At 61.3% G+C, this 13033-nt stretch carries 9 protein-coding genes; 5 read left to right on the forward strand and 4 right to left on the reverse strand.

Annotation, left to right across the window (positions count from 1 at the left end; translation table 11 throughout):
* Positions 1–98: 98 nt before the first annotated feature.
* Positions 99–3131, reverse strand: coding sequence for a Hint domain-containing protein (locus tag GLS_RS04880; RefSeq protein ID WP_226986640.1), 3033 nt, complete (start codon positions 3129–3131; stop codon positions 99–101).
* 286 nt (positions 3132–3417) lie between these two features.
* Between GLS_RS04880 and gyrA the strand changes: the two genes are divergently transcribed.
* From gyrA to GLS_RS13345, 4 genes are all read left to right on the forward strand, one after another.
* Positions 3418–6261 (forward strand): DNA gyrase subunit A, encoded by a 2844-nt coding sequence (gyrA, locus tag GLS_RS04885; protein WP_041111434.1) that lies wholly within the window; start codon positions 3418–3420, stop codon positions 6259–6261.
* Complete coding sequence (coaD, locus tag GLS_RS04890) at positions 6242–6772, forward strand: pantetheine-phosphate adenylyltransferase (RefSeq protein WP_052327469.1); 531 nt, start codon at positions 6242–6244, stop codon at positions 6770–6772. The genes gyrA and coaD overlap by 20 nt, the downstream gene beginning before the upstream one ends.
* Before the next feature lie 31 nt (positions 6773–6803).
* Complete coding sequence (locus GLS_RS04895) at positions 6804–7289, forward strand: peptidylprolyl isomerase (protein WP_041111435.1); 486 nt, start codon at positions 6804–6806, stop codon at positions 7287–7289.
* A 189-nt stretch (positions 7290–7478) separates the two neighbouring features.
* Positions 7479–7655, forward strand: coding sequence for a hypothetical protein (locus GLS_RS13345; RefSeq protein WP_155720993.1), 177 nt, complete (start codon positions 7479–7481; stop codon positions 7653–7655).
* Between the two features lie 95 nt (positions 7656–7750).
* On the opposite strand, the gene ssb is transcribed toward GLS_RS13345, so the two are convergent.
* Positions 7751–8320 (reverse strand): single-stranded DNA-binding protein, encoded by a 570-nt coding sequence (gene ssb / locus GLS_RS04900; protein WP_041111436.1) that lies wholly within the window; start codon positions 8318–8320, stop codon positions 7751–7753.
* A gap of 132 nt (positions 8321–8452) precedes the next feature.
* Between ssb and uvrA the strand changes: the two genes are divergently transcribed.
* Positions 8453–11497, forward strand: a complete 3045-nt coding sequence (uvrA, locus tag GLS_RS04905) for an excinuclease ABC subunit UvrA (RefSeq protein ID WP_041111437.1) — start codon at positions 8453–8455, stop codon at positions 11495–11497.
* 32 nt (positions 11498–11529) lie between these two features.
* Here uvrA and GLS_RS04910 read toward each other — a convergent pair whose 3' ends face one another.
* Positions 11530–12069, reverse strand: coding sequence for a hypothetical protein (locus tag GLS_RS04910; RefSeq protein ID WP_041111438.1), 540 nt, complete (start codon positions 12067–12069; stop codon positions 11530–11532).
* A complete protein-coding gene (gene trhO / locus GLS_RS04915) occupies positions 12066–13007 on the reverse strand; it encodes an oxygen-dependent tRNA uridine(34) hydroxylase TrhO (protein ID WP_041111439.1) in 942 nt (313 codons plus the stop codon). Before trhO ends, GLS_RS04910 begins: the two co-directional genes overlap by 4 nt.
* Positions 13008–13033 lie beyond the last annotated feature (26 nt).

Below are 13033 nucleotides of genomic sequence, written 5' to 3' on the forward strand. Positions count from 1 at the left end.
CGTTGGGGCCGTGCCCTACACCCACACGGGGAGAAGGGACAAAAAAAAAGCCCCATCCCCGAAGGGGTGAGGCCTTTTCCGTTTCAGGCCATCTGGTCTCAGGCGGTGTGAGCCGTTTCGGCTTCACCTTCGGAAACCAGCACGTACGGACCTGCTGCCAGAACCTGAATGGCCAGCATGCCGAGGCTGTTCGGCTGGCGGGCCGTCAGGGACAGCACAGCGTTGCCGTTGGTCCAGCGGGCGGCCGCATCGTCCTGAACGTCCCAGCCTGCCAGGCCGGCATCGGTCAGATGCTGATCGATGCGGATCGTGTTGCCCGAGTCGAACAGCGTGACTTCACCGACCAGAACGCCGAGCTGACGGCGGTCATCCACGAACGGTCCAACTGTTTCGCTCGGACGGAAGGTACGGGACACGAGGCGCACTTCCGTCACATCGGACGGGATCATGAACATCGCGCGACCATTGGCCGTCCGGACCTGATGGATGGTCTGGCCCGTGCTGGTGACGAGGTGCAGACCGGCATCTTCGGTCAGGGCCGGAGCCTCGATGGTGTTTTCAAGACCGGCTGCGATGGCGCGGGCCTCGATCTCACGGAAGATCGGCTCAACCACCTCGCGGCTGACAACCAGCGGGGCTGCCGCATCATCGTTCCAGTTGCGTGCACGGCCACCGAGCGAAACGACGGTACCGTTCTGGCGGAAGGAATGACGATTGCCGGTATCGAGATAGCTTTCCGTCAGCATGCCGTCCGCCATGATGACGGAGTGCTCGGCCGTTTCCACGTGGAAGTAGTCGTAGGACGGCAGGGAGCGGTCATAGATCACGGAACGACCGTTCACGAGCATACGGGCCGGCACGAAACCACCGTTCAGGAACAGGCAGTGTTCCGGGGTGACCAGCATGTCCTTGTAAGGCACGCCCTCGGCGAGCGCGTCCTTCAGGATGCGGACCGGATAACCGGCTTCGGCATCGCTCAGACCAGCCTTGGCAACCATGTGCGCACGGCCAGCCCAGGTCACGGTCCGCTCCACGGCTTCGCCGTTCACGAAGGCCAGAACCGTGCTGCCCAGACGAAGGCTCTCGACAGCGACATCACCTTCCGGCGTGCGGATCATGCTGCCTGCGAGGAAGCAGGTCGTGACACCAGCATCTTCGACAATCCAGCCATTGGTGCCGTCCTGGACGATGGATGCCGTGGCAGCCGGCGTGAAGCCGTCAGCCGTGTGGATATCGCCATAGGTCAGCTCACGACCGTCAGCCAGCGTGATCGTCAGGGTGTAGGAGCCATCAGCATTCGGGGTGTAGGTAGCTTCCGTCGGGGCGGAAGACACACCGGAGATCCCGAAATGCGTGTTGGCGGAAACGCCGTTGATCGCGAAGTTCTGGTTGTTGGCCGAGTTGTTCTGCAGGTAGCCGTTGGCTTCGACATAGACCGTATTCACCGTCGACGGATCGACGCTGATGGTGCTGAGGTTTTCGCCCGGCGTCAGATACAGGCTGCTGCCCTGCGCGAGGCTGACCGTACCGCCACTGATGTAGATCGGGTTCGTAGCAGTTCCCAGCGTGGCATTGATCAGGTTGATCGTGCCGCCGCTGTTCACGTTGTTTCCATCAAACACGACATTGTTGTCGTTGTTCATGATCGTGATCGTACCATTATCACGGTTCATCGTGATGCCGCCGAGTTCAACCTTCGACGGGGTGTTGATCAGGATCGTGCCTGCGTTCTCGAAACCGGCCGTGGCAAAGACGTAACCGCTGTAGTTGCTGCCGCCATTTGCCGTGATTTCCAGCGTGCTGTTTTCCCAGACGCTGAGGCTGCGGATCTGGTTGTAGGACGGCGCACTGGCGACAACGGTGCTCGGCGTGGTGCTGCCGGAGTAGCCGACATTGACGTCAGAATTCTGCTCGCTCTGCGGAATGGCGTTGCCGTTGAAGGAGTTACCCGTCGTGTCAACGACCTTGTTGTTGCTGTCATACAGCGTCCAGTTCTTCGGATCGTACCAGTCACCGCCGCTGGCGGGACCGGTCCAGCGCCATGCATTATCGTGAGTGTGATAGCTGACGGCATTGGTGCTGTACTGGGAGGTATCACCACCGGCGCTGGCTGCGGCAGCGGCCGTCGAAGCCATCTGCTGGTGCAGGTCGCTCGTGGCATAAGAGGCCGAAGCCGTTGCCGTACCGGCGTCTTCGACCAGCCAGCCGTTCGATCCGTCCTGGACGATCGTGGCCTGGGCAGCAGGCGTGAAGCCGTCTGCGACATGAACCGTCGGGTAGGTGATGGAACGACCGTTATCGAGATTGATCGTCAGGGTGTAGGACCCGTCGGAGTTCTCGGTGTAGGTGGCGGCGGTCGGCTTGGAAGAGCCGCTCAGAATGCCGAAATGGGTGTTTTCAGACACACCGTTGATGACGGTGCCCTGTACGGAACCGCTGTTGTTGGAGTTGCGGTCGTTGACATAGATGGTGTTGACGCTTGCCGGATCGACATTGAGCGTGGAGCCTTCACCATACAGGTCTGCAACGAGCGTGCTGTTCTGCTGAAGGTTGATCGTACCGCCGGAGACCGTAACGGGAGCGTCCACGCTGCCGAGGGTCGAGTTGACCAGATTCAGCGTACCGTTGTTCAGGTATGCGTCATCAAACGTCACGTTCCCGTCGTTGTTCATGATCGTCAGGGTGCCGTCACCCGCCGTCACACCACCGAGTTCAACTTTCGACGGGGTATCGATGATGACCGTGCCGTCATTTTCCAGACCGGCCGTTGCGAAAACGTTTCCGTTTCCACCCTGTGCGGTGATCTTCAGGGTGCTGTTCTGCCAGACGCTGAGGCTGCGGATCTGATTGTAAAGCACGGCATTGGAGACGACCACGTTCGGCGTGGTGTTGCCGGAATAGCCAACGTTGACGTCAGCGTTCTGCTCGCTCTGGGGGATGGCGTCGCCGCTGAAGGAGCCGCCCGTCGTATCCACCGGATTACCGGAATTGCTCAGGACCCAGTTGTTCGGATCTGACCAGTCACCACCCGTGGCCGGGCCAACCCAGCGCCAGGCATAGTCATGCTGGTGAAAGCTGGTTTCGCTGCTGTTGTAGGTGACGTCGTCGGTTCCGTTGGTCGTATCGGCCATGATGAGATCTTCCAAAAAGATTTCCGGCAGAGACTCGCCGGAGCGTGTTTGGGAATTGCTAACGGCTTCAAATAAATTGCGCAAGTTAATAATATACAAACTAAGACCCGCATTCTTGCGTGGATTTGTGAATCTTTCGTGCGCGTGACATTTCCTGCCGCCTGAGGGAAGCTTGAGGGAACAGGAACCATCCACGACACAGACGCTTCCTGCGGGAGCCGGGTGTGGCGTGTCGGCGATGCATGCGGTATGCTCAGGCAACTGAATTCTAGCGTGGTGACCTGTCTTGACCGAGCTGACCGAGCCGACTGATCTGACCCCTTCCGGCCGTCTTCCTGTGACGATCGAGGAGGAAATGCGCTCCTCCTATCTGGCCTATGCGATGTCCGTGATCGTGTCGCGTGCGCTGCCGGATGTGCGGGACGGTCTGAAGCCGGTCCATCGCCGTATTCTCTACGCCATGCGCGAAAGCGGCTTCACGGCCGACAAGCCCTATCGCAAATCGGCGCGTGCCGTCGGTGACGTGATGGGTAAATACCATCCGCATGGTGACAGCTCGATCTATGACGCCATGGTCCGGATGGCGCAGCACTGGTCGATGCGCGTCAAGCTGATCGACGGTCAGGGCAATTTCGGTTCGGTGGACGGTGATAGTCCGGCGGCCATGCGTTACACCGAGGCCCGTCTGGCCAAGGCGTCGTCCTTCCTGCTGGATGACATTGAGCGCGATACCGTCGATTTCCAGCCGAACTATGACGAGAGCGAGAACGAGCCGAAGGTTCTTCCGGCCGTCTTCCCGAACCTGCTCGTCAATGGTGCAGCCGGTATTGCCGTCGGTATGGCGACCAACATCCCGACGCATAATCCGGGTGAGGTCATCGACGCCACGCTGGCCATGATCGCCAACCCGGCCATCGAACTCGATGAACTGATGCAGATCATCCCGGGTCCGGATTTCCCGACGGGCGGCATCATTATGGGCCGCAGCGGCATCCGTCGCGCCTATGAGACGGGTCGCGGCTCCATCCCGGTGCGCGCCCGCGCTGAAATCGAGGAGATCCGCAAGGACCGTCAGGCCATCATCATCACCGAGATCCCGTATCAGGTGAACAAGGCCACGTTGCAGGAAAAGATCGCCGATCTGGTGCGGTCCAAGGAAATCGAAGGCATTTCCGACATCCGCGACGAGTCCGACCGCTCGGGTATGCGCGTTGTCATCGAGCTCAAGCGCGATGCGACCCCGGATGTGGTGCTGAACCAGCTTTATCGTTTCACGCAGCTTCAGACGTCCTTCAGCGCCAACATGCTGGCGCTCGACGACGGCAAGCCGCGGACGATGGGCCTCAAGGATATCCTGGAAGCCTTCCTGCGGTTCCGCGAGGAAGTCATCCTGCGCCGCGCCCGCTTCGATCTGAACAAGGCCCGTGACCGTGGGCATCTGCTGGTTGGTCTGGTTCTGGCCGTTGCCAATATCGACGAGGTCATCGCGCTGATCCGCGCCGCCCCGGACGCCGCCACGGCGCGTGAATCGCTGATGGCGCGGGAGTGGGACGCTTCGGAAGTCGTGCCGCTGCTGGAACTGATCCACGACGAGGGCAATGTCATCATCGATGGCAAGGTCCGCCTGACGGAAGCCCAGGCCCGTGGCATTCTGGAACTGCGCCTGCAGCGCCTCACGGGGCTGGAGCGCGAGAAGATCCAAGGCGAACTGGGCGAAGTCGCGCAGAAAATCGGCGAACTGCTGGCGATCATCGAGAGCCGTCCGCGTCGCATGGAAGTCATGCGCGAAGAGCTTCTGGCCGCCCGTGCGGAAGTCGCCACACCGCGCGTGACGGAAATTTCCGACGCACTCGGTGATCAGACGGATGAAAGCCTGATCGAGCCGGGCCAGATGGTCGTCACCATCACGCGCGACGGCTTCATCAAGCGCACGCCGCTGGAGGTCTTCCGCTCCCAGAACCGTGGCGGCCGTGGCCGCACGGCCTCCGGACGCCGTGGGGACGATATCATCGTCCGCAGCTTTAACGCCCATACGCATCAGTGGGTGATGTTCTTCTCCTCGGGCGGCAAGGCCTACCGGATGAAGGTCTGGCACCTGCCGGAAGCCGCACCGACCGCGAAGGGCCGCGCGCTGGTTAACCTGCTGCCCGAACTGGGAACGGACTCCATCACGGCCGTTCTGCCGCTGCCGCAGGACGAGGAGCTGTGGGAAGACCTGCACCTCGCCTTCGCCACGGCCAGTGGCAACGTCCGCCGCAATCGCCTGAGCGATTTCCGCAACATCCGCGCTTCCGGCCTGATTGCCATGAAGCTGGATGAAGGAGATTCCCTCATCGGCGTGGCAACCTGCCGTGAAGGTCAGGACGTGTTCCTGGCGACGAAGAATGCGCGCTGCATCCGCTTCCAGATCACCGACGAGACGCTGCGCGTGTTCGCCGGTCGTGGCAGCACGGGCGTGCGCGGTATCCGTCTGGGCGAGGGCGATGCGGTCATCTCGCTGTGCATCCTCAATCACGTGGATGCCAGCGTCGAGGAACGTGCAGCCTATCTGCGGATGGCCAATGCCAAGCGCCGTGCCGAAAATGCCGCCCTGGACGACAGCGCCGAGGACGAAACCGTTTCCGGTGACGAAGAAACCGTCGAGATCACGGGCGACCTGACGCAGGAGCGTTTCGAGGAGCTGGAACAGCAGGAAGAAATCCTCCTGACCGTGACGGATGGCGGCTTCGGCCGTCGCTCTTCGGCCTATGATTACCGCGTGTCGGGCCGTGGCGGTCAGGGCATCACCAACATGACCTTCTCCGCAAACCGTCGTGGCAAGGAAGTAGTTGGCACGCTGCCGACACTTGATGGAACGGACGTCATGCTGGTGACGGATACGGGCCGTCTGATCCGCCTGCCGGTGTCGCAGGTCCGTGTCATGTCCCGTCAGGCCAGCGGCGTGACGCTGTTCCGCCTGAATGACACCGAGACCGTCATCTGCGTCTTCCCCGTTCTCGAAGACGACACAGAAGAGGGCGATACCGACGAAAGCTCCGAAGCCGGCGCCAAGGTGATTGGCGAAGCAGGTACCTCCGAGGCGGCTTCTGAAGCGCCCCCCGCTGGTGACGATGCTGCACCTGACGCCTGAGGCGCGGATGGATCCCCGTGTCGGGTTCTATCCCGGCACGTTCGATCCGGTCACGTTCGGGCATCTCGACATCATCCACAGGGCTTCGGCCCTGTTCGACCGGCTTCTGGTCGGCGTAGCGGTCAATGAAGGCAAGCAGCCGCTGCTGGATCTGAACGCGCGGCTTGTCGCTTTGCGGCATGAAGTGGACAAGTTGCCGCATGGCGACCGGATCGAGGTCGTCGGCTTTGATACGCTGCTGGTCGATGCCGTCCGTCAGGCGGGCGCAGGCACAGTTGTGCGCGGGCTGCGATCCGGCGGGGATTTCGACTATGAAAGCCAGCTTTCCGGCGCACTGCGTCGTCTGGCTCCGGAAATCGAGACGGTCTTTCTGCTGTCTTCTGAAGAACATCGCAGCACAGCCAGCAGGATTGTGAAGGAAATCGCGCGGCTGGGGGGCGATATTTCTCCCTTCGTCAGCGAAGATGTTGCACGTATCGTCTTGTCGAAACTGGGCCGAAGGCCGACATAAGAGCCTTCAATGATTTCTGGAAGGTTCCAAGATGTCCGATACTGCAGTGCCCGACGGCAACAAGCTGGTTTTCGAGCTCAAGACTGGCAAGGTCGTCATCGAGCTGCGCCCTGACCTGGCTCCGTTGGCGTGCGAGCGCCTCAAGCTCCTGGCCACCGAAGGGTTCTATAACGGCGTGGCATTCCACCGCGTGATCGAGGGCTTCATGGCCCAGGGTGGCGATCCGACGGGAACCGGCACGAGCGGCAGCTCCTATCCGGACCTCAAGGCCGAATTCACGGACAAGGCCAAGTTCGAGCGCGGCACGGTGGGCATGGCCCGCACGATGGCCCCGCACTCCGCCAACAGCCAGTTCTTCATCATGTTCGCTGACAGCCCGCATCTGAACGGTCAGTACACGATCGTCGGCAAGGTGATCGAAGGCATGGAATACGTGGACCAGATCAAGCGCGGTTCGGGCGCCGGCGGCGTGGTCAAGGACCCCGACACCATCATCAAGGCTTATGTCGAAGCCTGAGACCCGCTGAAAAGCAGGACTACGGGAAGGCCGGTGCAGAAATGCACCGGCCTTTTTTGTTGCCTTTTTCCCGGCGCGCGCACCATGCTCCGCTTCATAAGTCGCACTTATGAACAGATAGAAACATAAGATTTCACTCTCCTTTTCCAGAATCGTATGGTCATCACGATCAGAAAAGGAAGAATAACAATGATGATCAGAAAGAAAGCTCTGGTATTCGACGCAGTATTACTGTCCTGCGCTCTTGCCCTGTCCGCCTGCTCAGGCGGTGTTGCCAATGGAACCGATGGTCGAAGCCATTTCGCCAACACGGTTGCTGTGATGACGCCAGACCCGTCCAGTATTCCGGACCGCGCGGTCTTCTGAGACCCGGCCTGAGGGCTGATGGAAAAGCCCTGCCATGGCGGATGTCGGCTGACATCCGCCATTTTTTTTCTGTTACCCGGTTTCCCCTGACAGGATCAGAACGGGATTTCGTCGTCCAGATCGTTGTCCGGCGGGGCATCCCAGCCGCCATTGCTGCCACCCGAACGGTTGCCGCCACCAGCGTTCCCGCGGGATCCTCCCCCGAAACCGCCCGAGCCGCCACCTGAGCCGCCCCGGTTGCCACCGCCGAAGCCGCCACCGCCGCCATAGCCACCACCATTGTCAAAACCGCCGTCATCGCCGCCACCGCCGCGATTGCTGTCGATCAGCACCAGATCACCGCGGAAACGGTCGATCACGACTTCGGTCGTGTATTTTTCCTGGCCGGACTGGTCGGTCCATTTGCGGGTGCGGAGTTCGCCCTCGATGTAGACCTTGCGGCCCTTGCGCAGATAACGCTCGGCAACATCGGCCGTGCGCTCGTTGAAGATCACCACGCGATGCCACTCGGTGCGCTCCTTGCGCTCACCCGACTGCTTGTCGTTCCAGGTGTCGGACGTCGCAACAGTCAGGTTGACGATCTTCGCCCCCGACTGCGTGTTGCGGACTTCCGGATCCTTGCCCAGATTTCCGACCAGAATCACCTTATTGACGCTGCCTGCCATTCCCGTCCCAACCAATTTTCTCGAATTGTTCTTTTCATACGTGCGTAAGTCCCCATCTAATGGGGAACAATCCGACGCCATTCAAGCGCGTTTGATCTCACAACTACCTTTTCTCCATATTCCGGGGTCTCCGTGAGCTTTCCAGACAATCATTCGATCCGCGTCCGTGGGGCCCGCGCCCATAATCTCAAGAATATCGATGCCACGATCCCCCGTGATTCCCTGACGATCATCACGGGTCTCTCGGGCTCCGGAAAATCCTCCCTGGCCTTCGACACGATCTATGCCGAGGGCCAGCGGCGCTATGTGGAAAGCCTCTCCGCCTATGCCCGCCAGTTCCTCGAACTGATGGGCAAGCCGGATGTGGATTCCATCGAGGGTCTCTCCCCGGCCATCTCGATCGAGCAGAAAACCACGTCCAAGAACCCCCGCTCGACCGTGGGGACGATCACGGAAATCCATGACTACATGCGACTGCTCTGGGCGCGTGTCGGCATTCCATATTCTCCCGCGACCGGCCTGCCGATCGAGGCGCAGACCGTCAGCCAGATGGTGGACCGCGTCATGGCCATGCCGGACGGCATGCGCCTGATGCTGCTCGCCCCCGTCGTCCGGGATCGCAAGGGTGACTGCAAGCGCGAACTCGCCGAGCTGACGCGCAAGGGCTTCACCCGCGTGAAGATCGACGGCGAACTGTATGAAATCGCCGAAGCCCCGGAACTGAACCGCAAGACGCGTCATACCGTCGAAGTCGTGGTGGACCGGATTGTCGTCAAGGAAGGGATTGAATCCCGCCTGGCCGACAGTTTCGAGACCGCGCTCGAACTCTCCGATGGTCTGGCTTACGCGGAGGAAGTCAAACGCGCAGGCGAAAAGGAAGCCCCGGCGCATGTCGTGTTCTCGTCGCGCTTCGCCTGCCCCGTCTCCGGCTTCACGATCGAGGAGATCGAGCCGCGGCTGTTCTCCTTCAACGCCCCGATGGGCGCCTGCCCGGTCTGTGACGGCATCGGCACCGAAACCCATTTCGATGCGAACCTGATCGTCCCGGATGACAGCCTGACACTGGCCGAAGGCGCCATCGCTCCCTGGAAGGGAGCGAGCACGGACTGGTACGACCAGACGCTCGCCGCCCTCGCCCGCCATTGCGGCGACAACATGAATACACCCTGGAGCGAGCTTCAGCCCGAAACACGCGACCTCATCATCAACGGTTCGAAAGAGCCGATCGACATTCCCTACAGCGATGGCGGGAAGGTCCATATCATCACCAAGCCGTTCGAAGGCGTGCTGAAGAACCTGCGGCGCCGCATGGCCCAGACGGACAGCATGTGGGTGCGCGAGGAACTCTCCCGCTATCAGTCCGAAAAGCCGTGTCATGCCTGCCATGGTGCGCGCCTCAAGCCCGAAGCCCTGTGCGTGAAGGTCAAGGACCTCAACATCGCCGAAGCCTCGGACATGCCCATCCGCAAGGCGCTCGACTGGTTTTCCACCGTGGAAGCGACCCTCACGCCCCAGCGCGCCGAGATCGCCCGCCGCATCCTGCGCGAAATCACGGACCGCCTGCACTTTCTCGATGATGTCGGGCTGGACTACCTCACACTCTCTCGTGGTTCTGCCACCCTGTCCGGGGGCGAAAGCCAGCGCATCCGTCTGGCATCGCAGATCGGTTCTGGCCTGACCGGTGTGCTGTATGTGCTGGACGAGCCCTCCATCGGCCTGCACCAGCGCGACAATGAACGGCTGCTCGGCACGCTCGACCGCCTCAAGCGCCTCGGCAACACCGTTATCGTCGTCGAGCATGACGAGGACGCCATCCGTGCCGCCGATTACCTGATCGATATGGGACCGGGTGCGGGCAAGCTCGGCGGTGAAGTCATCGCCGTCGGCACCCCGGCCGAAGTCGCCAAAAATCCCAACAGCATCACCGGCGCCTATCTGTCAGGCCGCAAGGTCATTCCCGTCCCGACCGAACGCCGCAAGCCCAGCGGCATGCTGACCCTGCACGGCGCACGCGGCAACAACCTCAAGGATCTGACGGTCGATTTCCCGCTCGGCACCTTCATCGCCGTCACGGGCGTCTCAGGCGGCGGAAAGTCCACGCTGGTCATCGACACGCTGTATAAGGCACTCTCCCGCCAGCTCATGAAATCGAGCCAGACGCCGCTGCCCTATGACCGTCTGGAAGGCGTGGACAATCTCGACAAGATCATCGAGATCGACCAGTCCCCGATCGGCCGCACGCCACGTTCCAACCCTGCGACTTATACGGATCTGTTCGCCCCGATCCGCGACTGGTTCGCCGAACTGCCTGAGTCCAAGGCACGCGGCTACAAGCCGGGCCGATTCTCCTTCAACGTGAAGGGCGGCCGCTGCGAAGCCTGTCAGGGCGACGGCGTTCTCAAGATCGAGATGCACTTCCTGCCGGACGTGTATGTGACCTGCGACACCTGCAAAGGCGCGCGCTACAACCGCGAAACGCTGGACGTGAAGTTTCGTGGCAAGTCCATCGCAGACGTGCTGTCCATGACCGTGGACGAGGCCCTGCCGTTCTTCCAGGCTGCTCCCAAGATCCGCGACCGTCTGGCCATCCTCCAACAGGTCGGACTGGGTTATGTCGCCCTCGGCCAGCAGGCCACCACGCTTTCGGGCGGTGAGGCCCAGCGCGTCAAGCTCTCGAAGGAACTGGCCAAACGCGCCACCGGCCGCACAGTCTATATCCTCGATGAGCCCACGACCGGCCTGCACACCGAAGACGTCCGCAAACTGCTTGAAGTGCTCCACACCCTCGTCGATCAGGGCAACACGGTTCTGGTGATCGAGCATAATCTGGAAGTCATCAAGACGGCCGACTGGCTGATCGATATCGGCCCCGAAGGCGGCGACGGCGGCGGTCAGGTCGTCGCGGCCGGAACACCGGAAGACATCGCTGCGTGCAAGGCCAGCCATACCGGCCGCTTCCTGGCCCCGCTGCTGGACGCACCGGGCGCAAGACAGCCCCGCAAGGTCACGGCCACCAAAATCACACAGGCCATGCTCGCCGCCAGTCTGCCACCACCGAAGGCCGAACGCACAGCCGCGAAAAAGGCAAAGGCTGCCAAGGACAAGGCAGCCGAAAAAGCTACCGAAAAGAAACCCAGAGGCCGCCCCGCCGGCTCTCGCAATAAGACCAAAGCCTGAACCCGGTCTTGTCCTGAAGAGTCAGTCTCTCTTCAGGACAAGAACCCCAGAACATAAGCCAGCCCGAACACCACCAGAACCGTACCGTTGAACAGGGCATGGCACAGAGCTGTCGTCCAGAAAGGACTGATCCCCACATTCTTCTCGGCAGTCAGGAAACAGAAATAGAAACAGCTTCCGCTCACCAGCCCGGTACAGAGCGCAGTCAGGGCACTCCGTCCAAAATCACCGCCATAATGCCCGTAGGCAAATGGCCCCACGCAGGCGAGCCACGCCACAAACGGCGTCCCAGACCGCTGCCCCAGCACCTTCCGCACCACCACGATTGGCAACCAGAAGTGCATAAAAGTTTCCATGATGGGTGCGAACACAACACCCGCCACGGCCAGCACGACAACGCCATGCTTCCACGTTGCGGTGGTTCCCCCAAACCCCGCTGCATCAATCAGAAGATGCAGCGGGATGGCGATCAGGACATTGATCAGCGCATAGCGCCCCGCAATCTGGAACATCCGCCGGGCCACATCCGGCCGCTGCGAAACATCCTCAGCGACCGGCGAGACCGCCGTCACTTCTGGCGGACGCCCAGATGCCCGGCCCGCCGCGCCTGTGCCAGCGCTTCCTGACGCTCACGCTCGGCATAACGGCGACGCTGCTCTTCCGTGCGCTCGTTATGGCAATGCGGGCACGACACACCCTGCACGAACAGTGGCGAGGCCTTGTCCTTTTCATTCAGCGGCCGACGGCAGGCATGGCAGACATCATGCGTGCCGATCTCCAGTCCGTGCTTCACTGAAACACGCTGGTCGAACACGAAGCACTCGCCTTCCCACAGGCTTTCTTCTTCTGGCACGGTCTCCAGATATTTCAGGATGCCGCCCTTGAGGTGATAGACCTCGTCCACACCCTCAGCCCGCGCAAAGGACGTTGATTTCTCGCAGCGGATGCCACCCGTGCAGAACATCGCGATCTTCGGCAGACGCCCTTTCGCTTCGAGTTCCTGCCGACGCCTGCGGAACCATTCGGGAAATTCTCGGAATGATTTCGTCTTGGGATCTTCCGCGCCTTTAAACGTCCCGATCGCCACTTCGTAATCATTGCGCGTATCGATCAGGATCGTATCCGGATCGGAAATCAGCGCGTTCCAGTCTTCCGGCGCCACATACCGCCCCACGCCCTGACGCGGATCGATATCCGGCTCACCCATCGTGACGATTTCCTTTTTCAGCCGCACCTTCATGCGACGGAACGGCAGTTCCGGAGCGCGGGAGTCCTTGCTCTCCAGATCCGCACAGCCCGGCAGCGCACGGATATGCGCCATCACGCGCTCCATGCCCTCATCCGTCCCGGCAATCGTCCCGTTGATTCCCTCGCGCGCCAGAAGCAGGATCCCCTTGATCCCTTCCTTTTCGCACAGCTCAAGCAACGGCCCGCGCAATGCGGCCGGATCTTCGAACGGCGTGAAATGATACAGCGCGACAATGCGGATCGGCTCGAAAGTATCGGACATGGGGCAGGCATCCGGCTACCGGGACC

The organism is Gluconobacter oxydans DSM 3504 (assembly GCF_000583855.1).
GTDB classification, from domain to species: domain Bacteria; phylum Pseudomonadota; class Alphaproteobacteria; order Acetobacterales; family Acetobacteraceae; genus Gluconobacter; species Gluconobacter oxydans.

Excerpts from the sequence above, each read along its gene's own strand:
- GLS_RS04880 (WP_226986640.1), bottom strand. The coding sequence starts at position 3,131 with ATGGCCGATACGACCAACGGAACCGACGACGTCACCTACAACAGCAGC.
- coaD (WP_052327469.1), top strand. The coding sequence starts at position 6,242 with ATGCTGCACCTGACGCCTGAGGCGCGGATGGATCCCCGTGTCGGGTTC.
- GLS_RS04895 (WP_041111435.1), top strand. The coding sequence starts at position 6,804 with ATGTCCGATACTGCAGTGCCCGACGGCAACAAGCTGGTTTTCGAGCTC.
- GLS_RS13345 (WP_155720993.1), top strand. The coding sequence starts at position 7,479 with ATGATGATCAGAAAGAAAGCTCTGGTATTCGACGCAGTATTACTGTCC.
- ssb (WP_041111436.1), bottom strand. The coding sequence starts at position 8,320 with ATGGCAGGCAGCGTCAATAAGGTGATTCTGGTCGGAAATCTGGGCAAG.
- trhO (WP_041111439.1), bottom strand. The coding sequence starts at position 13,007 with ATGTCCGATACTTTCGAGCCGATCCGCATTGTCGCGCTGTATCATTTC.